The sequence below is a fragment of the Streptomyces sp. NPDC029014 genome (genome assembly GCF_055564695.1).
The window spans coordinates 70,462-90,407 of record NZ_JBVHVT010000032.1 but is presented as its reverse complement, the minus strand read 5'-3'; the positions used below and the strand labels follow the sequence as shown (position 1 = coordinate 90,407).

At 71.5% G+C, this 19,946-nt stretch carries 19 protein-coding genes; 11 read left to right on the top strand and 8 right to left on the bottom strand.

Annotated features, from left to right (window positions below; all coding sequences use genetic code 11):
* Positions 1 to 138: 138 nt before the first annotated feature.
* The gene (locus ACZ4VL_RS19470) at positions 139 to 1,410 is read right to left on the bottom strand and encodes an extracellular solute-binding protein (RefSeq protein WP_468201229.1); all 1,272 of its coding nucleotides are present in this window, start codon (positions 1,408 to 1,410) and stop codon (positions 139 to 141) included.
* A 255-nt stretch (positions 1,411 to 1,665) separates the two neighbouring features.
* Here ACZ4VL_RS19470 and ACZ4VL_RS19465 point away from each other — a divergent pair, with 255 nt between their 5' ends.
* The 4 genes from ACZ4VL_RS19465 to ACZ4VL_RS19450 all read left to right on the top strand — a co-directional run bounded on the left by ACZ4VL_RS19465 (position 1,666) and on the right by ACZ4VL_RS19450 (position 6,254).
* Complete coding sequence (locus tag ACZ4VL_RS19465; protein WP_468201226.1) at positions 1,666 to 3,318, top strand: glycoside hydrolase family 13 protein; 1,653 nt, start codon at positions 1,666 to 1,668, stop codon at positions 3,316 to 3,318.
* A 25-nt stretch (positions 3,319 to 3,343) separates the two neighbouring features.
* Positions 3,344 to 4,378: a LacI family DNA-binding transcriptional regulator gene (locus tag ACZ4VL_RS19460; protein WP_385677816.1), complete on the top strand. Its 1,035-nt coding sequence runs from the start codon at positions 3,344 to 3,346 to the stop codon at positions 4,376 to 4,378.
* Positions 4,379 to 4,518: 140 nt separating this feature from the next.
* The gene (locus ACZ4VL_RS19455; RefSeq protein WP_468201223.1) at positions 4,519 to 5,418 is read left to right on the top strand and encodes a phosphatase PAP2 family protein; all 900 of its coding nucleotides are present in this window, start codon (positions 4,519 to 4,521) and stop codon (positions 5,416 to 5,418) included.
* A gap of 41 nt (positions 5,419 to 5,459) precedes the next feature.
* On the top strand, positions 5,460 to 6,254 hold the full coding sequence (locus tag ACZ4VL_RS19450) for a YwqG family protein (protein ID WP_468201220.1): 795 nt from the start codon (positions 5,460 to 5,462) through the stop codon (positions 6,252 to 6,254).
* Between the two features lie 16 nt (positions 6,255 to 6,270).
* On the opposite strand, the gene ACZ4VL_RS19445 is transcribed toward ACZ4VL_RS19450, so the two are convergent.
* The 5 genes from ACZ4VL_RS19445 to ACZ4VL_RS19425 form a co-directional block, all read right to left on the bottom strand.
* The gene (locus ACZ4VL_RS19445; RefSeq protein WP_468201218.1) at positions 6,271 to 6,789 is read right to left on the bottom strand and encodes a hypothetical protein; all 519 of its coding nucleotides are present in this window, start codon (positions 6,787 to 6,789) and stop codon (positions 6,271 to 6,273) included.
* A 72-nt stretch (positions 6,790 to 6,861) separates the two neighbouring features.
* Positions 6,862 to 7,293, bottom strand: a complete 432-nt coding sequence (locus tag ACZ4VL_RS19440) for a GNAT family N-acetyltransferase (protein WP_468201216.1) — start codon at positions 7,291 to 7,293, stop codon at positions 6,862 to 6,864.
* A 40-nt stretch (positions 7,294 to 7,333) separates the two neighbouring features.
* Complete coding sequence (locus ACZ4VL_RS19435) at positions 7,334 to 8,458, bottom strand: hypothetical protein (RefSeq protein ID WP_468201214.1); 1,125 nt, start codon at positions 8,456 to 8,458, stop codon at positions 7,334 to 7,336.
* Between the two features lie 22 nt (positions 8,459 to 8,480).
* The gene (locus ACZ4VL_RS19430) at positions 8,481 to 8,738 is read right to left on the bottom strand and encodes a DUF397 domain-containing protein (RefSeq protein WP_468201212.1); all 258 of its coding nucleotides are present in this window, start codon (positions 8,736 to 8,738) and stop codon (positions 8,481 to 8,483) included.
* Positions 8,735 to 9,583 (bottom strand): helix-turn-helix domain-containing protein, encoded by an 849-nt coding sequence (locus tag ACZ4VL_RS19425; protein ID WP_468201210.1) that lies wholly within the window; start codon positions 9,581 to 9,583, stop codon positions 8,735 to 8,737. The genes ACZ4VL_RS19430 and ACZ4VL_RS19425 overlap by 4 nt, the downstream gene beginning before the upstream one ends.
* 110 nt (positions 9,584 to 9,693) lie before the next feature.
* Here ACZ4VL_RS19425 and ACZ4VL_RS19420 point away from each other — a divergent pair, with 110 nt between their 5' ends.
* From ACZ4VL_RS19420 to ACZ4VL_RS19410, 3 genes are all read left to right on the top strand, one after another.
* Positions 9,694 to 10,158 carry an ATP-binding protein gene (locus ACZ4VL_RS19420; RefSeq protein ID WP_468201207.1) on the top strand — a complete coding sequence of 155 codons (465 nt, stop codon included), beginning with the start codon at positions 9,694 to 9,696 and terminating at the stop codon, positions 10,156 to 10,158.
* 208 nt (positions 10,159 to 10,366) lie between these two features.
* Positions 10,367 to 11,278 (top strand): helix-turn-helix domain-containing protein, encoded by a 912-nt coding sequence (locus tag ACZ4VL_RS19415; protein WP_468201204.1) that lies wholly within the window; start codon positions 10,367 to 10,369, stop codon positions 11,276 to 11,278.
* Between the two features lie 33 nt (positions 11,279 to 11,311).
* A complete protein-coding gene (locus ACZ4VL_RS19410) occupies positions 11,312 to 11,791 on the top strand; it encodes a hypothetical protein (protein ID WP_468201201.1) in 480 nt (159 codons plus the stop codon).
* Between the two features lie 10 nt (positions 11,792 to 11,801).
* Here the strand turns inward: ACZ4VL_RS19410 and ACZ4VL_RS19405 are convergent, their stop codons facing one another.
* Positions 11,802 to 12,320 carry a DUF3995 domain-containing protein gene (locus ACZ4VL_RS19405; RefSeq protein WP_468201198.1) on the bottom strand — a complete coding sequence of 173 codons (519 nt, stop codon included), beginning with the start codon at positions 12,318 to 12,320 and terminating at the stop codon, positions 11,802 to 11,804.
* A 134-nt stretch (positions 12,321 to 12,454) separates the two neighbouring features.
* Complete coding sequence (locus tag ACZ4VL_RS19400; protein WP_468201195.1) at positions 12,455 to 13,048, bottom strand: SMI1/KNR4 family protein; 594 nt, start codon at positions 13,046 to 13,048, stop codon at positions 12,455 to 12,457.
* Positions 13,049 to 13,096: 48 nt separating this feature from the next.
* Between ACZ4VL_RS19400 and ACZ4VL_RS19395 the strand changes: the two genes are divergently transcribed.
* From ACZ4VL_RS19395 to ACZ4VL_RS19380, 4 genes are all read left to right on the top strand, one after another.
* Positions 13,097 to 14,110 (top strand): hypothetical protein, encoded by a 1,014-nt coding sequence (locus ACZ4VL_RS19395; RefSeq protein WP_468201192.1) that lies wholly within the window; start codon positions 13,097 to 13,099, stop codon positions 14,108 to 14,110.
* 68 nt (positions 14,111 to 14,178) lie between these two features.
* A complete protein-coding gene (locus tag ACZ4VL_RS19390) occupies positions 14,179 to 14,721 on the top strand; it encodes a hypothetical protein (RefSeq protein WP_468201189.1) in 543 nt (180 codons plus the stop codon).
* Positions 14,718 to 15,356: a hypothetical protein gene (locus ACZ4VL_RS19385; protein WP_468201186.1), complete on the top strand. Its 639-nt coding sequence runs from the start codon at positions 14,718 to 14,720 to the stop codon at positions 15,354 to 15,356. The genes ACZ4VL_RS19390 and ACZ4VL_RS19385 overlap by 4 nt, the downstream gene beginning before the upstream one ends.
* The gene (locus ACZ4VL_RS19380; protein WP_468201183.1) at positions 15,356 to 19,930 is read left to right on the top strand and encodes a putative T7SS-secreted protein; all 4,575 of its coding nucleotides are present in this window, start codon (positions 15,356 to 15,358) and stop codon (positions 19,928 to 19,930) included. Before ACZ4VL_RS19385 ends, ACZ4VL_RS19380 begins: the two co-directional genes overlap by 1 nt.
* Positions 19,931 to 19,946: the final 16 nt, after the last annotated feature.

The following is a 19,946-nucleotide window of genomic DNA, read 5'->3' as shown; positions in this document are numbered from 1 at the left end:
GCCCCCCCCCCCCCCCCCCTCCCCCCTCTTCCCCCCCCCCCCCCCCCCCCCCCCCCCCCCCCCCCCCCCCCCCCCCCCCCCCCCCCCCCCCCGCGGCCGTTGCCACCGACTGGCTGGTGTCAGCAGCCATGGTCGTCGTTACTTCCAGCCCTTGAGGATCTTGCGGAACTCGGCGCCGGCGGCCTTGGCGGCGTCCTCGGGGGTCGAGGCGCCGGTGACGGCCTTGGTGTATTCGACCTTCAGCGGCTCGAAGAGGGAGCCGTTCTCCGGGATCCAGGCGCGCTCGACGGCCTTGTCCACGGCCGGCTTGAAGAACTGGACCATCTCGTTGGACTTGACGTCGGCCTGGTCGTAGGCGGCGGTCCGGGTCGGGAGCAGGCTGAGCTCCTTGGCGGACTGGACCTGGACGTCCTGCGAGGTCATGTACTCGACGAAGGCGTGCGCGGCGGCGCGGTTCTTCGACCCGGCGTAGACGGCGAGGTCGTGGCCGCCCTGCGGGCCGCCCGCCTTGACCGAGCCGGCCGGGACCGGGGCGATGCCCAGGTTGGCCTTGTCCGCGAACTGCTCGCCGGCGTAGGTGTCCTTGATCCCCCAGGGGCCGTTGATCATCATGGCGACCTGGCCGGTCTTGAAGGCGGTCTGCATGTTCTGGTAGCCGTCGGTGGAGTTGGTGACGGCTGCACCGGAGGCGACCAGGTCACGCGCGGCCTTGAACGCCTTGACGCCGGCCTCGTTGTCGACCGTGACGGTCTTGTTCTTCGCGTCGACCAGGTCGCCACCCTCGCCGTAGATCAGCGGGAGGAACCAGTAGGAGTCGTCGCCGCGGAGGTACAGGCCGGTCTTGCCGGTCTTCGCCTTGATCGCGGCGGCGGCGGTCTTCAGCTCCTCCAGGTTCTTGGGGGGCTGGACGCCGGCGTCGGCGAGCATCTTCTTGTTGTAGAAGAGGCCGAGGCTGTCGATGACCTGCGGGACGGCGTAGGTCTTGCCCTCGTACTTGCCGCTGGCCGCGGCCTGCGGCAGGAACTCGGCGTCGACCTTCTTCGCGGCGTCGGCCGGGACCTGGTCCAGGTAGCCGAGCGAGGCGAAGTCGGCGACCCAGCCGACGTCGGCGCGGATCACGTCGGGGGCCTCGGAGCCGCTGCTGAAGGCGTTCTTGACCTTGTTCTGCGCGTCGCCGTACGGGACGTTGACGTACTTGACGGTCACCTTCGGGTGCTTCGCGGTGAACGCCTCGGCGATCTTCTGGAAGCTGGCCTTCTCGGCATCGTTCGAGGTGTCCCACCACGTGACCGTGCCGGAGAGCTCCCCACCGGCCTGGGTACCGCTGTCGTCCTTGGTGTCACCGCCGCAAGCCGTCGCCGCGAGCGCCAGGGTCGCGACCAGCGCGGTGGCCGCTATGCCACGCCGCATATGAACTCCTTCGATGATCCCGGCCGCTCCCTCGCGGTCCCGAGTTGCAGGGAACGTAACAAGCCTGAAAGCCGTCCGAAAGAGCTTGCGGCAATTTTCTGCAAGCGGGGCCGATCGTTACAACCGCGTGTCCTGACGGTTGCCGCTGCTTGCTGGTCGTCCGAACTTCCGTCGGGTCATCAGCCCTGCAAGCAGGCCGTAAGCAGGCCCTCGGCAGACCGCAACCAGGGGGCATGTGGACGCGTTGAGACCGATATGACCCACGAGCTGACCGCCCCCGGGCTTGCAAGCGCTTCCAGCAAGGCCACTGAAAGCGCTGTCGACGATCGCGGCGGTTGGTGGCGCGATGCCGTCATCTACCAGGTGTACGTCCGCTCCTTCGCGGACAGCGACGGCGACGGCATCGGCGACCTGCGCGGGGTGCGCTCCCGACTGCCGCACCTGGCCCGGCTCGGCGTCGACGCCGTGTGGCTGACCCCCTTCTACGTCTCCCCGCAGGCCGACGGCGGCTACGACGTCGCCGACTACCGGGCCGTCGACCCCCTCTTCGGGGACCTCGCCGACGCCGACGACCTCGTCCGCGCCGCCCACGCCCTGGGCCTGCGGGTCATCGTCGACGTCGTCCCCAACCACACCTCCGACCTGCACCCCTGGTTCCGGGAGGCCCTGGCCGCCGGCCCGGCGGGCCCGGCCCGGGCCCGCTACCACTTCCGCCCGGGCCGCGGCGCGGACGGCTCGACCCCTCCGAACGACTGGGAGTCCGTCTTCGGCGGCCCCGCCTGGACCCGCACCCCGGACGGCGACTGGTACCTGCACCTGTTCGCCCCGCAGCAGCCCGACCTGAACTGGGAGCACCCCGAGGTCGCGGAGGAGTTCTCCTCCGTCCTGCGCTTCTGGCTCGACCTCGGCGTCGACGGCTTCCGCATCGACGTCGCCCACGGCATGGTCAAGGCGCCCGGCCTCCCCGACATCGGCCGGGGTGCCCAGGCCACCCTGATCGGCACCGAGCCGCTCCCCTTCTTCGACCAGGACGGCGTGCACGAGATCCACCGCGCCTGGCGCCGCCTCCTGGACTCGTACGAGGGCCCGCGCATCGGCGTCGCCGAGGCCTGGGCGCCGACCTCCGAGCGGCTCGCGCTGTACGTCCGGCCCGACGAGCTGCACCAGGCGTTCAACTTCCGGTTCCTGAACTGCCCCTGGGACGCCGCCGGGATGCGCACGGTGATCGAGGAGTCGCTCGCCGCGACCACCGCCGTCGGCGCCCCGACGACCTGGGTGCTGTCCAACCACGACGTCGTACGACACGTGACCCGCTACGGCAACGGCGACGGCCCGCGCGGCCTGGCCCGGGCGCGGGCCGCCGCCCTGCTGATGCTGGCGCTGCCCGGGTCGGCGTACCTCTACCAGGGCGAGGAGCTCGGCCTGCCCGAGGTGACCGACCTGCCCGACGAGGTCCGCCAGGATCCGGCGTTCCGCCGCACCGCCGGGCAGGACGGGCTGCGCGACGGCTGCCGCATCCCGCTGCCCTGGTCCGGCGAGGAGCCGCCGTACGGCTTCGGCCCGTCCGCCCGGAGCTGGCTGCCGCAGCCCCGCAGCTGGGGCGCGCTGACCGTCGCCGCGCAGACCGGCGACCCGCGCTCCACCCTGGAGCTGTACCGGGCGGCCCTGGAGCTGCGGCGGGCCCTGCCGGGGCTCGGCTCCCCGGACTCGGGCCCGCTGACCTGGCAGTCCGCCCCGCAGGGCGTGCTGCTGTTCACCCGGTCCGGCTTCGCCTGCACGCTCAACACCCGGCCCGAGCCGCTCGAACTGCCCTCGCCGGGCCGCCCCGTGCTCTCCAGCGCCCCCGTCGAGACGGACGGCCGGACCGTCCGTCTTCCCCCGGATTCGTGCACCTGGTGGGTTTTGTAGTGCGCGACCGGTACAGTCCAATCCCGTGACCGCACGGCTTGCCGACATCGCAGCCCAGGCGGGGGTCAGCGAAGCCACAGTCAGCCGCGTGCTCAACGGCAAGCCCGGTGTGGCCGCAGGCACCCGCGAATCAGTGCTGGCCGCGCTCGACGTGCTCGGCTACGAACGCCCGGTCAAGCTGCGCCAGCGCAGCGCGGGCCTGGTCGGGCTGATCACCCCCGAGCTGGACAACCCGATCTTCCCGGCGCTCGCCCAGGTCATCGGCCAGGCGCTGACCCGCCAGGGGTACACGCCCGTGCTCGCGACGCAGACCCCCGGCGGGTCCACCGAGGACGAGCTGACCGAGATGCTGGTCGACCGCGGGGTCTCGGGGATCATCTTCGTCTCGGGTCTGCACGCCGACACGACCGCCGACATGGGCCGCTACGAGCAACTGAGGGCGAAGGGCGTCCCCTTTGTCCTCATCAACGGCTTTTCCGACAAGGTGCAGGCCCCGTTCGTCTCCCCCGACGACCGGGCGGCGATGCAGCTGGCGGTCACCCATCTGACGGCGCTCGGCCACACCCGGATCGGGCTGGCGGTCGGCCCGAAGCGGTTCGTCCCCGTCCTGCGCAAGATCGAGGGCTTCCGGCTGGGCATGAAGGAGCGCCTCGGCCTGGACGAGGCGGCGGTCGAGGAGCTCATCCAGCACTCCCTCTACAGCCTGGAGGGTGGGCAGGCCGCCGCCACGGCGCTGATAGCGCGCGGCTGCACGGCGATCGTGTGCGCCAGCGACATGATGGCGCTCGGCGCGATCCGGGCCGCCCGCCAGCAGGGGCGGCGCGTGCCGCAGGACGTGTCGGTGGTCGGCTTCGACGACTCGCCGCTCATAGCGTTCACCGACCCGCCGCTCACCACGATCCGGCAGCCCGTCCAGGCCATGGGCCAGGCCGCCGTGCGCACCCTGCTGGAGGAGATCGGCGGCACGCCGGCCCCGCACAGCGAGTTCGTCTTCCTGCCCGAGCTGGTGGTCCGCGGATCGACCGCGTCCGGCCCCGAGCAGCACCGGGGTCCTTCGTAGCGGGCGGTCCCCGATGCGCCCCGGATCCGGCCCCGGCGGGACCCTTCCGGGGCCCGTCATCCCCAGGACTGACCGACTGCAGGCGAGACCGTACCGAGGGATGATCGAAGGCAGGAAGCCATCTGGCAGACTCTCGTCCCATGGGTGAAGCGAGCGTGAAGACACTGGAAACCAGGACGGACGTCTCGTCACCTGCCGTGGTCGACGACGAGGCCGCCCGGCCTGACCACCAGCGCACCCTGCTCACCCGTCTGCGGGCCCCGCGCCGGCCCCGGATCTGGTTCGAGATCCTGCTCATCGCGGTCAGCTACTGGACGTACTCGCTCATCCGCAACGCCGTGCCCGAGCAGAAGTCGATCGCCCTGGCGAACGCCGACTGGCTGTGGCACGTCGAGCACGTCCTCGGCATCGCGGTGGAGAAGACCGTCAACCACGCCGTGAACTCCGTGACGTGGCTGATCGTCGGCATGAACTACTACTACGCCACGCTCCACTTCGTGGTGACCCTCGGCGTGCTCGCCTGGATCTACCGCTGTCATCCGGGGCGGTACGCCGCCACCCGCCTCGTCCTCTTCGCCACCACGGGCGTGGCGCTGGTCGGCTACTACTTCTTCCCGCTCGCGCCGCCCCGGCTGATGGACGGCGAGGGCTTCATCGACACGGTGCTGGTCCACCACACCTGGGGCTCCATGGCCTCGGGCAACCTCAAGAACATCTCGAACCAGTACGCCGCCATGCCGTCCATGCACATCGGCTGGTCGCTGTGGTGCGGGCTGACGATCTACGCGGTGGCGGCGGCTCCGTGGGCGCGGATCCTGGGCCTGCTCTACCCGACGGCCACGCTGGTCGTCATCGTGGCCACCGCCAACCACTTCTGGCTGGACGCGGCCGGCGGCATGCTGTGCCTCGCCTTCGGGTTCGCGGTGTCCCGCACCTGGTACGGCGGTCTCCCCCACCGCCTGCCCCGCCACCCCGTCCACACGGGCCCGCACCCGGCGACCGCCGCCCTGCTGAACCGGTTCCGCACTTCGCGGGGCTGACCCCCGCACCCGCTCTGCACCTCACCGGCTCTGAAGGCACGATGACGCCCACCCCTGGACGGCCGGCGGCCGAAACGGTCCTCGCCGCCCTGCCCGAGCTCGCCCCGTACGCGCGCGACGCGGTGCGGCTCGACCCCGAGTGCGGGGAGCCCGACCACGGGGACAGCTCCGTCGGCGGCCCGCTGCTGTGGCCGGCCGGCGAACCCTGGCCCGTGTGCTCCCTGCCCGACGAGACCGGCGGCCCCGACGGCGAGCCCGCAACGCCGATGGTGCCGGTCGCCCAGATCTTCCGGCGCGACGTCCCCGGCCCCTGGTGGCCCGACGGCGCCGACCTCCTCCAGATCCTGTGGTGCCCCAACGAGCACTGGGACCCGCCGGCCCACCAGGCCGAGGGCAGCCCCGCCGTCGAGCTGCGCTGGCGGCGGACCGCCGACGTGGTGGACCGGCTCGCTGCCCCGCCGGCGCCGACCCGGTACGACGAGGACGGCTACCTGCCCCGGGCCTGCACCGTCACCGCCGAGCCGGTCACCGACCTCCCGCACCGGGAGGAACTGCCGGAGGAGCTCCGCCCGCGGCTGGCGGAGCTGGTCCGCGCGACCGGCGACGGCAAGGACGTCATCACCCGCCTCGCCGGCTGGAAGCTGGGCGGCTGGCCGACCTGGCACCTGAACCACCCCCAGGTGTTCGAGTGCGCCGACTGCGGCACGGCCATGACGCTGCTGTTCACGGCGGCCAGCGACGCCGAGACGGGCGTGGTCGTCGGCCGGTGGGGCGAGCTGCGGATCTTCACCTGCCCGACCGACCACCGCCACGGCTTCCAGGCCGACCTGCACTGACTGACCCTCGCTTCCCTCACAGCATGTGGGGCCCGCCGGATTCGGTCACCAGGTAGGCGGTGGTCGTGCCGTCGCCCGGGTCGTCGAGCAGAACCCGGAACACGGATCCGTACGGGGTCTCGAAGCGGTGGATCCGGTAGACCCTGGAGGGGTCCAGCCGCAGGGCGAAGTGCTTCATCTGGGAATCCGTGAAGGGCGGCTCGGTCGCCTCGTACCACTCGTTTCCGTGGCGCCAGCGGCCGGCGTTCGGCCACTTGGTGCCCGACCCCGGCCCGAGATCGACGCCCTGCGCCCGCAGGTATCCGTCCATGCACTCCTTCGAGGTGGTGAAGCTGATCTCGACGCCGTCCGGCGGCCACCAACTCTGCATGTCCCGGTAGCTGTGCTCGACCATGTCGCAGTCGGGCAGCTCCAGGTGGATGGCGTCCAGCACCTCCTGCCTGCTGTGGCCGCACCCCGCGAGCAGGGGTGCCGCGAGCAGCACGGCCAGCGCCCCCGCCGCCGCCCGTGCACGCTGCTTGCGTCCCCCTGTCACCCTTCGATCCGTCTGCACGCGTCCCCCTTGATCTTTTCGAACGCGTTCAGAATACATGCCGCCCGAGCGCCCCTACTGCTCGCCGAAGAGCATCCACTTCTCCGGGGTTCCGAGCGGGGCGAAGCCGGAGCGGGCGTAGACGCCGTGCGCGTCGGCGGTGGCGAGGAGGATCCGGCGCAGCCCGTGCGGCTCCAGGTGCGCCTTGACGGCCTCGACGAGCGCCCCGCCGAGCCCCTTGCCGCGGGCGCCTGGGTCCACGTACACGTCGCACAGCCAGGCGAAGGTGGCCAGGTCGGTGACGACACGGGCGTACGCGACCTGGGCCCCGGAGGCCCGGTCGTAGACGCCGAAGTTCAGGGAGCTCGCGACGGCGACGTCGTGCTTCTCCCGGCTGCGGCCCAGCGCCCAGTACGCGTCCTCGGAGAGCCAGCGGTGGGTCAGGCCGACATCGATCCGGGCGGTGTCGGTGGAGATCTCGTAGCCGTCGGGCAGTTCGTTCGTCATCCCCGCATGCAAACAGCGCCCGCCGGGCCGCGGCCAGCGGTTATCCCGGGATGTGGGACCCGATGCCGGCGAGGGCCTCGGTGAGGGTGCGGGTGAAGGTGTCGTCGGCGAGGATGCGGTGCCGTTCCCAGGCGTAGTCGAGCCGCGTCTCGCGTTCCAGCAGCCGGGTCAGCACGGGCCGTGCGGCGGCGGCCGGGGCGCCGATCCCGCCGAGGTGTCGGAGCGCGAGCGGTGTCGGGTACGCGATGTGCCCGTCCCACTCCGGGTCGACGGCCGCCAGCAGCACCGGCACCGCCGGCTCCGGATCACCGGTGATCCGCCACCAGGTGTGGGCGGCGGTCACCCGGGTCCAGGCGCCGGGCGAGCCCATGAGCGCCCGCACCGCTCCGGTGTGCCGGGCGGCGGCCGGGCCGAAGTCGGCCAGGTAGGGCAGGACGCGGCTGCCGCGCCCGGACGCCAGGTCGGCCGCGTAGATGCGGAGGGCGAGGGAGTCGTCCCCGGTCACGCGGGAGTGCGCCCAGGCGGCCGTCCGCACCCCGCTCCAGGCGCCCCGGGCATCGGACCCGTACGGGCCGGGCGGCCGGCTCGCCCCGGTGGCGAACTCGGCCAGCCGGCCCGCGGCCGGAGCAGCCGCCGGGCCGATCCGACCGAGGACGCGGGCGGCGTCGTGGGCGTACGGGCCCTCCAGGCACGCCACCACCTCGGGCAGGGCGGGAGCCGCCTCGGGCCCCAGGGCGGCAAGGACACTGAGGGCGAAGGCGTTCCCCCCGGCGGCCCGCTCCGCCACCAGGTCGCGCCGCAGCAGGGGCAGCAGCTCGGCCGCCGGGAGCGCCGCCAGCGCGGAGGCGGCGTGGCCACCGTCCCGCCAGAGCCGTTCCTGCGCGGCGAGACGGTGCAGGCCCGGCACGGCCCGCACGTCACCCACGCCGGCGAGGGCGAACGCCAGTTGCCCTATCAGGTAGTCGTGAGGGTCGCGGAGCAGGCTGTCGAGCCGGGCCGCGAGCTGGTCCGCGTACGGAGCCGCGGCCCGACCGGCCTGGACCAGCACCTGCTGCGCCGACCAGTAGACCTCCGGGCCGGAGGAGGCGGCTGCCTCGACGAGGGTGTCCCAGACCGCCGGACGCGGCCGCCGGAGCCGGAGCGCCGTCTCGGCGGCCGCGTCCACCTTCCGTCGGCGAAGCCGTGCTCTAGGCACCGGCGACGGCCACGAACCCGGCCCAGGCGGAGGGGCTCAGCGCCAGACGGCCGCCGTCGGGGACCTTGGAGTCACGGACGAGGACCGTTCCGGGCAGCTGGGCGACCTCGACGCAGTCGTTGCTGTTGCTGGCGCTGTAGCTGCTCTTCGTCCAGGCCACTTCGACGCAGTCTGGACCGTCGTTTGTGCTGTAGCTGCTCTTGACCCACGTCAGTCCAGAGAGGCCCTCGGCCGACGGCTTGATGCTCATGTCTCCCCCAGTACCTTCTCGATGAACGTCCGCGACTCCCGAGGCGTGAGAGCCTGTGCTCGGATCATGCCATAGCGCATGTCCAGGATCTGGACATCTTTCGGCTCAGTGATCAAGCGGCTGACCAGCTGAACTTCGTTGTGTCCGACCGTCGTTCCATCGTTGAGCCGCATGACCTTGAACGATCCGGCGAGACCTGCATGCTCCTCGGCGGAGGTAGGCATCACCTGGAGCTCAACATGCCGCAGACTGCCAATCTCAAGCAGATGTTCGAGTTGGCGGCGTAGCACCATCTTGCCCCCGATGGGCCTTCGAAGCACGGCCTCTTCTTGGACAACAGTCAGCAACGGTGCGGGGTCTCGGTAGATGACACCCTGCCGCGCCAGCCGCGCCGCGACCAGTCGCTCGACCTCGCCTTCGGAGTAGGCCGGCCGCCTCATCGCGTAGAGAGCGCGGGCGTACTCCTCGATCTGGAGCAGGCCAGGCACGACAAAGTTGTCGTACGCGCCGATCTCAACGGCCTGCGCCTCCAACTTGGCCAGATCGCGGACCTTCTTGGGGTAGCGGGCCTTTTCGACGTCGACCTTCATCGCCGCGATCCTCCCACCCGCCTCCAGCACCTCGTCCGCTTTGTCCAGGAACTCGGGGCGGGGAATGCGGGTCCCGCGCTCGATCTTGTAGATCAGATTCGGGCCGTAACCCATCCGCTTGCCGAACTGAGCCGCATCAAGCCCTGCGGCCTCGCGCCACATTTTCAACTGGCGTCCCACCGTAGCGATAACCGCCCCGGATTCGTCTTCGGGATCGAGTTCCCAACTCGATTCGTCGGCGCCGTCTGCGTTCACTTCCAACCTCCGATGGACCGGGAGGACAGCACGGGACAGCCTTGGACAACCGCTGTACACGGCGCCCTCAGCTCTGTTCAGGTTACGCACGAATGGCCACGCTGAGTCACGTGAATCAGGAAATCTCCCTCGACGCCATCCTCCCCGCAACCCCGCGCGGCGCTCGCGCAGCTCGCGCGCTCACGGTGCACCAACTCACGGAACATCGGCTTCCGTTCACCGAGGCGGCACAGGTCGTCGCCGAGCTCGCCGCGAACGCGGTCACGCACGGGAAGGTCCAAGGGCGGAGCTTCCGGCTGCGGCTGTACATCAACCCCGGGCCTACGCTCCGTATCGAGGTTTCGGACACCCGGGCCGAGGCGGCACCACCCGCAGTCGCCGAACTCCCCCCACCCGAAGAGGAATCGGGACGCGGGCTCGTCCTGGTGTCGAGCCTGGCTGCTCGCTGGGGAACGGATCAAGGCCCCGTACCCCTGAAAACGGTGTGGGCGGAATTGGACCTAACCGGTCCGCTTTCGCCGGATCGAGGTTTCCGCGACCCGGTGGGCCACACACCGGTAACGCTCGACGCCTAATGACTAAATAACCGGGGGAAATGACCTTTCCCAACCTCCCCCCTCCCCCTCTCACCCGGTCGGGTGAATTGCGCCAACTCGGCTGGCGCATATGCAGATCCGCGGTGCAGAGTCGGCCTCGGCATACCCCCAGAAACGCATTCGGCCCTCGCATGGGACTGCCATCCCGCCGCGAGGGCCTGACCACACAGGAAGCAGCATCTTCCTCATGGCTGACCAGCAGCTTAGCGCGCCCGCGCGCGCCCTGTCGGGTATCCGACACATCAACCGCGCCCACCACACCCGGTTCGTCGTGATCGGCAACCACCTCGCCCAGCACGAGGCGTTGAGCCTGACCGCGATCGGGCTGGCGGCACACATCCAGTCGCTGCCGCCCGGCGCGAAAGTGACCATCAAGGCGCTGGCCGGGCGCTTCCCCGAGGGCGAGGTACGGATCGCCACCGCTCTGCGCGAGCTGGAGGAGCACGGCTACCTGGGCCGCTACCAGGAGCGCATGCCGTCGGGCCGGGTCGTGACGTACACGGTGTCGTACAACAACCCCCCGGCGCTGCGGGCGGAGGCGAAGAGGGGCGGCGACGAGCCACCCCCGGAGCCGCCCGAGCCGGACGACGACGGTGGCGGCGACGACGGTGGCGGCGGCCACCCCGCCCCCTCGGACGAGGAACCCCCCGCCCCTCAGCCGGAGGCACCGTCGCCGCCCCCGGAGCCGAAGACGGCCCCGACCACCCCTGAGGCGGATGCGGAGGCGCGTTCGCTGCTGGCCCGGCTGCGGTTGCGGGACCCCCGGCTGGTGTTGTCGGAGCGGGACGTAACCCGGCTGGCCCCGGCCGTGGCCGCCTGGCTGGAACGCGGCCTGACCCCGAGCGCCGTCGGAGCCACCCTGACCCGCGCCCTGCCCCTGACCCCGATCCACTCCCCGTACGGGCTGCTGGCGCACCGCCTGCGCGAGCTGATCCCGCCGCCGATCCCGGCCGGCCCGGCGATCCGCCCGCCGGGCCCGGACCGGACGATCCACCCGCTCCAGTGCTGCGAATCCTGCGGCAAGGCCTACCGCGCCCCCACCCGCGGCGGGAACTGCGGACCCTGCACCCGCGCCATGCACCCGACGCAAGTCGCTTAGCGGGGCCTGCCCGGGCCCTGCGATAGTCGGCGCATGAGCCGCCCGACGCCCGCCCCCGCCGACGAGACGCCCCTGACCGCCGAGGATTACGCGGCCGTGCACACGGCCGTCTCCACCGGCGCCGGACACCGCGTCGACGGACGCCCGTGGACGCTCAACGCGCTCTTCGAGGCCTGGCAGGACCTCGTGGAGGAAGTGGAAGAGGGCTACGGGTGGTGCGCGCCGGAGCTCGACAACGACCTGTGGTGTCGCGCCGCGCTCGCCAGGGTCTGGCGGCTGCTGCCGCCACGGGTGCAGGCCCTGCGCCGCCCCGAACTCGATGCACTGGACGCCCGCTTCCGTACGGCCACGATCCCCTGGCCCGACCGGGACGAGGAGCCGCCCCACTGGTGGAAGTGGCGCGTTCCTCGGGTTCTCGAAATCGAGGCCGGCGAACAGCTCTGGGAGGGGTGGCCGATGGGCTGGGGCATGATGCCGTTCCCCAAGCCGGACGAGGTCACGGTCGTCGAATGACGACGCGGACTCAACGGCCGCGGCGCAGACGCCCCCAGGCCGCCGCCCCGAGGGCGATGCCCCAGACCAGGAACAGCGCGTACCAGAACAGCCCCCACACGGCGTCCGGGTGCGTGTCCTTGGCGGCGAAGTCGGGGGCGGAGACGACCCGTCCGGCGGCGAGCAGGTACTGCAGGGCGAAGTAGGTGAAGCCCCACAGGGTCATGCCGACCGACGCGGCCAGCGCGGGGACGGCGAGCAGGCGGCGCGGCAGCCGGTGGCCCCACGGCCGGACCAGGGCCAGCGCCAGGACCGCCCCGAAGACCGCGACGCCCCCCATCCCCCAGTAGCCGACGGCCGCCTCCCAGGTGCCGTGCGGGGCGGCGGCGAAATCGCCGGGGAAGGTGGCTCCGATGCCGGCGCCCCACCAGAAGTGCGGGGCTGCGTACGCGAGGGCCGCCACCGCGGCCACGTACCCGACCCACCGTCCGCGCGGCGCACTGGTCGTCGCCGCTGCTGCTGCCCGTACCTGCGCCGTTGCCCGTGCCATGGGGTCCCCCGTGCTACTCGTCCCGGTGCGCCGGAGACCCGCTGCCTCCTGCCAGGACCACCCTGTCCGAGCCGGCCCCGCACCGAATCGCCCGCCCGGATGCACCCCCCCTCCCCCGCACGGGGGAGGCCCGGCTACGCGTTCGGTCGGCCCCAGTCGGGCAGCAGGTCCCACGAGTCGTGCTCCAGCCACTCGGCGAAGGTGACCGGCCGCCCGCCGCCCTCGTGGTCGAGGGAGAGCGGGACGATCAGGTCGTGGGTGGCGCGGCCGTCCCACCACACCGTGCCGGCCAGCGGCCCGGACAGCGCGAGCAGCGTGGCGAAGCCGTGGCCGTGCTCCCGGAGGACCACGGCGCCGGCCGTCTTCCGGTCCTGGAACTCCTCGTACTCCGCGTCCCAGGCACCCCAGGCGGCCGCGGCCGACGGCTCGTCGGGGAAGTCCTCCCACCGGGGCTCCCGCGCGTCCAACTCGGCCTCCGCGGCCGCGTACGAGTCGGGGTGCGGGAAGGGCAGCGGCAGCAGATCGGGCCGGCTCTGATCGTTCCCGGCCCACCACCAGCCCTCCGCACCCCGTTCGAGGCGGGCCACGTGCCCACCGGCGCTGACGCCGACCAGGTACGCGCGGTACTCGGCCGGAAAGCGAACCCCGAGCTCCCGCTCGGCCTCGGCCACCTCGCCCTCGGTCAACGGTGGCGGGGGCGGGGGCGGGAGCGGTGAAGGACGGTGCACGCGGCCACCCTAGACGGGGTTGTCGGAGGCGTCGGCTAGGGTGCGCGGATGATATTCGAGCATGAGCGGTTTTCGGCCGCCGTCGGGGGCTTCGAAGCGGCTGTAAGGGCCCAGGACGCGGACACGGCGGAGCGTGCGTTCGCGCAGCTGACGCAAGGTTTCGGCCAGGCGACGGACGCCGAGCTGCAGACGGCGGGGCCTCGGTTCTCCGCCCTGATCGGGGAGGTGCCGCCCGGGCCGCGGGCGGTGGTGGCCGTGATGACGGGGGCCTGCGTCGAACGCGGAGCCGACCCGCTGGCCTGTGCGCCCGGCGTGTTCGCGGGCGCCCTGGACGCCTTCGAGAAGGCCGCCGTCTTCTGCGAGCGGTGGGCGGCCGCCGGCCGCGGCGAGCTGCCCGACCACGAGGGCGAGGGCCTGGAGGACGCCGACTTCGAACGGATCGGCTACGAGCCCGTCATGGCCTGGCAGGCGCTGCCGCAGTTCGAGATGGCCTGCGTGGCGCTGCTCAACTCGCCGCAGGTGCGCCGCGAGCTCCCCGTCCGTGAGCAGTTGCGGGCAGCCGTCGCCCGGACCGCGGAGCTGTCCGGCGAGCCGTTCAAGTGCCTCGCGTACGCCCTCGCCGTCCTCGACGACGAGCCGCTCGTCGCGCTCGACCGCAGCACCGGCGCCGGCTTCGCGCTGCGCATCTCCGGCATCGGCGACAACTTCCAGCTCCACACGCTCCTCGCCGACGCCCTGATCGGCCGGGGACTCGTGGCCGGCGAGGCGCCGTCGGCGGAGGCGGTCGCCTGCTGCCGCGACCGGGCCGGCATGATGCCGACCACCGGCTCCTTCAACCTGGTCGGCGCCGACGGCGAGTGGATATGGAACGAGGGCAACCCGGCGGACATCCCCACCGTGGACGGCGTACGCATCGTGGTCCTCGACCCGCCCCCGTACAGCAGGAGCTGGCCCGCAGGCCGCTTCTTCCCCGGAATGACCGGCGAGCTCGTGTACGAGCGCACCCTCACCCCGCAGGAGTCCGCCGCCCTCCTCACCCAAGTGACCGACCCCACCCGCTGACGCGGACTGCACCCTGAACGCCTCGGTCCGGGCCAGAACCGAATCCGCACGCCTGTCTCATTCTGTGCGTGTCGGAACAGCAAAACCTGACCCCTACCAGCACATCATGCAGGCTCACGTTCGATTGCGAACGGCTGCGGGTGCGCGGTCCGGCGGGCTGGCTGAAGGGCTTCGGGGTGGGGTTCGACGAGGAATGGGGCGCGCTGCGCGCCGAGGCGGCAACGCGCGTACCGTCGCGCGCCGTTGATCCGTACGAGATGGCGCGGGCGGCAGCGGTGCAGCGCCTGGAGGACTTCCGGGACGGCGTCGTTCTGGTGCCGTTGGACGACGAGGGCGGACTGTGGACGGCGCAGGTCGGCGGTCTGGACTGGATCTGCGCCTTCTCCGACGAGGAGGCCCTGCACCGGTTCGCCGTGGAGCGCGACGAGGCCGGCCGGGAGTGGCCGTACCGGCGCATCGGCGGGGCCCGGCTGCTGGACGAGGTGCTGCCGGCGCTGGAATTCCCGTGCGGCGTGGCGTTGAACGCCGCCGGCCCGGACGGGGCGGTGCTCCCACCGGTGCGCGGGATCGTTCCCGATGCGGTGGCGCTGGACGGGGAGCGTGCGGCGTGAGCGGGGACGACAAGGACCTCGACGTCTCGAAGCAGGCGCTGGGCCAGATAGCCAAGGGCATCACTGACACCCTGTCCGAGCTGAAGGAGCTCGGCATGGTCGGCGACGCGAGCATGGGCCGCGGCTTCTCGAAGCTGGCCCTGTCGGGTGTACAGACGGGCCACGAGGGCCTGACGACCACCCTGAAGACGTTCTGCGAGCGCTGGGAGTGGGGGGTGCGGACCCTCGTCCAGCAGGGCAACGCCTTCGCGGCGAACGTCGGCCTGTCAGCCGGCCTGATCCACGAGCAGGACCAGTACGTCCAGGGCGCCTTCAAGATCGCGGTGAACGCCGGGATGGGCAACCCGTACGCCTCGGAGGACGAGATCACGAAGAAGGGCTGGGGCGAGGTCCTGTCCGACAACCCCTACACGCAGATCCGGGACGCGGACTACAGCCCCGAGTCCTCCGCACGCGCCGCCGAGAACAGCAAGGAGGCCTGGAAGAAGGCGATCCGCGACGCGAACACCTCCGACGTCCTGCTGTCCAACCAGGTCGTCGACGCGGTCGGACTGGGCGACGAGCAGGACGCCTTCGTCGAGGGCATGGTCGGCCCGGCTCCCCGGCCGGCCCAGCAGCCGGAGGGCGAGCGCTGATGACGGACTGGGGCAGCCTGGTCAACAAGGGCCTGGAGAAAGCGGAGCACGGCTGGGACTCCGCCATGAAGTCGGTCGGGGAGGGCGTCGACAAGGCCACCGACGGCATCGGCGACGCACTCGACTACGTCGGCGCCCACGACGCGGCCGACAAGGTGGAGGACTGGGGCGACGGCTTCGCCTCCGGCATGGGCGCCACCGTGCGCGAGCAGGACCTCGGCGAGACCGAGCAGGCGAACGAACTCGTCCACGGCTCGCCGACCGCGATCCGCGAGTCCGCGCTGCACCTGAAGGACTTCCAGTCGGCGTTCGAAGGCGTCGGCGAGGGCATGCGCGCCCTGGACACCGAGCACTGGAAGGGCGCGGCGGCCGACGCGTTCCGCGAGAAGTTCGCCCTGCACCCCGGCGACTGGCTCCGCGCCGCATCCGCCTGCGAATCCGCCGCCCAGGCCCTGTCCGTATACGCGGAGACCGTCGAATGGGCGCAGGTCCAGGCGCAGCTGGCCGTCGAGGCGTACCGGCAGGGCAAGAAGGCCACCGCGGACGCCAAGGCCGCCCACGACAAGGCCCTCACCACGTACGAGGCGGCCGCGGCGTCCGGCGGTGACGCCGGACCGCGGCCGACCGACCCCGGCGACGTGGGCAAGGCCAGTCGGGACCGCGCCGAAGAGATCCTGAAGTCGGCCCGCAGCCAGCGCGACGACGTCGCCCGAACGGCACAGACGGCCCTCGACGCAGCACTCGAACACGCCCCGGCGAAGCCCTCCGCCGCGCAGCGGGCCCTGGCGGACGCCATGGACCACGAGGGCGCACAGGCCGTCGAGCTGACGCACGTCTTCGGCGGCGCGGTCAAGGGCTCAGCCGGCACCGTCAACTTCGCCCGGGGTCTGAACCCCCTCGACCCGTACAACCTGACCCACCCCGCGGAGCACTCCGAGCACGTCAACATGACGCTGGCGGGCCTCGTCTCCAGCGCTTCCCACCCCGAACGCATACCCGGGCCGCTGATCGACTCCTTCCTGGCAGACGGGTCCGAGTTCGGCGGCCGCCTCCTACCGGAGTTCCTCGGCGCGAAAGGCGCGGGCCTGCCCCGCACCGGAGCCCGCATCGCAGAAGACCTGGCCAAGCACCCGAAAGCGCCGCGGGGCCCGAAGGAGCCGGGCACGCCGTCCGCGGGCGACGAGCTGCGCAAGGACCCGCACGGGACGTCCCGCGAAGGGGACTGCAAGACCTGTCGAACGGACCCTGTCGACGTCGCCACGGGCCGGATGATCCTCCCGCAGACCGACCTCGTCCTCCCCGGCTCCCTGCCCCTCGTACTCAGCCGCACCTTCGAGTCGGCGTACCGCCTGGGTCGCTGGTTCGGCCCCACCTGGTCCTCCACCCTCGACCAGCGCCTGGAATTCGACGACGAGGGCATCGTCCTCGTCAGCGAGGACGGCAGCCTCCTCGGCTACCCGCACCCCTCACCCGGTGCGCCCGTCCTCCCCCACCTGGGCCGGCACTGGCCGCTGGAACAGCAGACGGACGGCGGCTACACGATCACCGACCCGGACACGGGCCGCGTCCGCCACTTCACGCCCGACGGTCTGCTGATGCAGGTCGACGACCGCAACGGCGCCTGGATCGCGTACGCGTACGACGAGACGGGCGCCCCCACCACCGTCTCCCACAGCGGCGGCTACGAGGTCCGCCTGACGACCTCGGACGGCCGAATAACCGGCCTCGCACTCGGCGACGGCACCCAGGTCCTCAGCTACGGCTACACCGACGGCCACCTCACCGAGGTCACCAACTCCTCCGGCCGCCCCCTCCGCTTCGGCTACGACGACCTGGGCCGGATCACCTCCTGGACCGACACCAACGACCGCCACTTCGACTACGTCTACGACGACGAGCACCGCTGCACCGCGCAGTCCGGCACCAACGGCCACCTGAACGTCCGCTTCGCCTACGAGCCGGGCCGCACCACCCTCACCGACTCCCTCGGCCACCGCACACAGTTCCTGGTCAACGACCGCACCCAGATCACCGCGGAGATCGACCCCACAGGCGCCACCACCCACTTCGCACACGACCGCCGCAACCGCCTGCTCTCCCGCACGGACCCCCTGGGCCACACGACCCGCCTCGACTACGACGAGGACGGCCGCCTCACCACCGTGACCCGCCCGGACGGCCGTCGGACCCGGGCCGAGTACAACGCACTGGGCCTCCCCAGCCTGCTGGCCCACCCCGACGGCACGGTCACCCACCAGACGTACGACGAACACGGCAACCGAACTTCGGTGACCGACCCGTCCGGCGCCACGACACGCTTCACCTACGACATCCGGGGCCACCTGTCCTCGGTGACGGACGCGCTGGGCAACACCACCACGGTCCGCTGTGACCCGGCCGGCCGGGTCACCTCGGCAACGGACCCTCTGGGCGGGACGACCGCCTACGAACACGACGCGTTCGGCCGCCCGACCGCCGTCACCGACCCGCTGGGCCGCACCACACGCCTCACGTGGAGCGTCGAAGGCCGCCTCCTGCACCGCGAGCACCCCGACGGCACCGAGGAATCCTGGACCTACGACGGCGAAGGCAACTGCCTGACCCACACGGACCCGATCGGCGGCGTCACGGTCTCCGAGTACGGCGACTTCGACCTCCTCACCGCCCGCACCGGCCCCGACGGCACCCGCCACACCTTCGACCACGACACACAGCTCCGCCTCACAGCTGTCACCAACCCCCAGGGCCTCACCTGGAGCTACACCTACGACCCGGCCGGTCGCCTCGCCTCCGAATCGGACTTCGACACACGCACGCTCACGTACGCGTACGACGCGGCCGGCCACCTCACGTCGAGCACCAACGCCTCGGGCGCGACGACCACCTACGAACACAACGCCCTCGGCCAAACGGTCCGCAAGGACGCCGCAGGCCTGATCACCACGTACGCATACGACGCCTTCGACGCCCTCGCCGAAGCGTCCTCACCCGACGCCACCGTCACCTGGCTCCGGGACGGCACGGGCAGGCTCCTCTCGGAGACGGTGAACGGACGCACGCTCACCTACGGCCACGACCCCCTGGGCCGCCGCACCAGCCGCACGACACCCACGGGCAACGAGTCCCACTGGACGTACGACGCAGCAGGCCGACGCACCTCCCTCACCACCGCCGGCCGCACCCTGACCTTCGAGCGGGACGCAGCCGGCCAAGAGCTGACTCGAAACCTGGGCCAGTCCCTCTCCCTCACTCACGAGTACGACGCCATGGGCCGCCGCACCGCCCAATCAGTCCGCGGCCAGGACAGCCGCACCCTCCAACGGCGCGGCTACAGCTACCGCGCCGACGGCTACCTGACGGGCATCGACGACTCCCTCACCGGCCCGCGCACCTTCACCCTCGACGCGGCCGCCCGCGTCACGGCCGTGGATGCGGCCTCCTGGTCCGAGCGGTACGCCTACGACGAGGCCGGCAACCAGACCAGTGCCTCCTGGCCGACCGACCACCCCGGATCGGAAGCCCAGGGCGACCGCACCTACGCGGGCACCCGCATCACCCGCGCCGGCTCGATCCGCTACGAACACGACGCCCTGGGCCGCGTCACCCTCCGCCAAAAAACCCGCCTCTCCCGCAAGCCGGACACCTGGCGCTACGAGTGGAGCTCGGAAAACCAACTGGTCGGGGTGGTCACCCCGGACGGCACCCGCTGGCGCTACCGCTACGACCCGCTGGGCCGCCGCACCGCCAAGCAGCGTCTGTCGCCCACCGGCGAGGTGGCCGAGGAAACCCTGTTCACCTGGGACGGAACCACCCTCTGCGAGGAAACGACCGGCCACGTCACCCTGACCTGGACCCACCAGGGCCTCCACCCCGTCACCCAGACGGAACACATCGACCAGTCGGAGATCGACGACCGCTTCTTCGCGATCGTCACGGACCTGGTCGGAACCCCCACCCACCTCCTCGCGGAGGACGGCAGCACGGCGTGGCACACCCGCAGCACCCTGTGGGGCACCACAACCTGGAACCGCGACGCGACGGCCTACACGCCGCTCCGCTTCCCCGGCCAGTACTACGACCCCGAATCCGGCCTCCACCACAACTACTTCCGCACCTACGACCCCGAAACCGCCCGCTACCTCACCCCGGACCCCCTGGGCCTCACCCCCGCCCCCAACCCCGCCACCTACACCCACAACCCCCACACCTGGTCCGACCCCCTCGGCCTCGCCCCTGATGGCTGTCCGGACCTGGGTGAGGAATGGACACCTCTTGACATCGCGGACCCCAAGAACTGGAATGGATGTGAAGATGTGGCAATAAAAATCCAGGAACAACTGGGCGGCGGAGTGCGGTACAGAATCAGCAACGCAATTCCCCATCCGCTCGCCGAATCCTATGCTATGGGCCCTTACCGCGGAACAGATCCCACTTGGTTCCATCACGACGTTGTCGTCTACGGCGATAGGATATACGACGGATTCACGGGTCGACATGGCCTACCGAAGGCCGAATACGACGCGCTATGGAGTCCTGACTATCTTGACATACTTCATTGGAGGCCACTCGATTGAGGCTCGCAGAAATCAT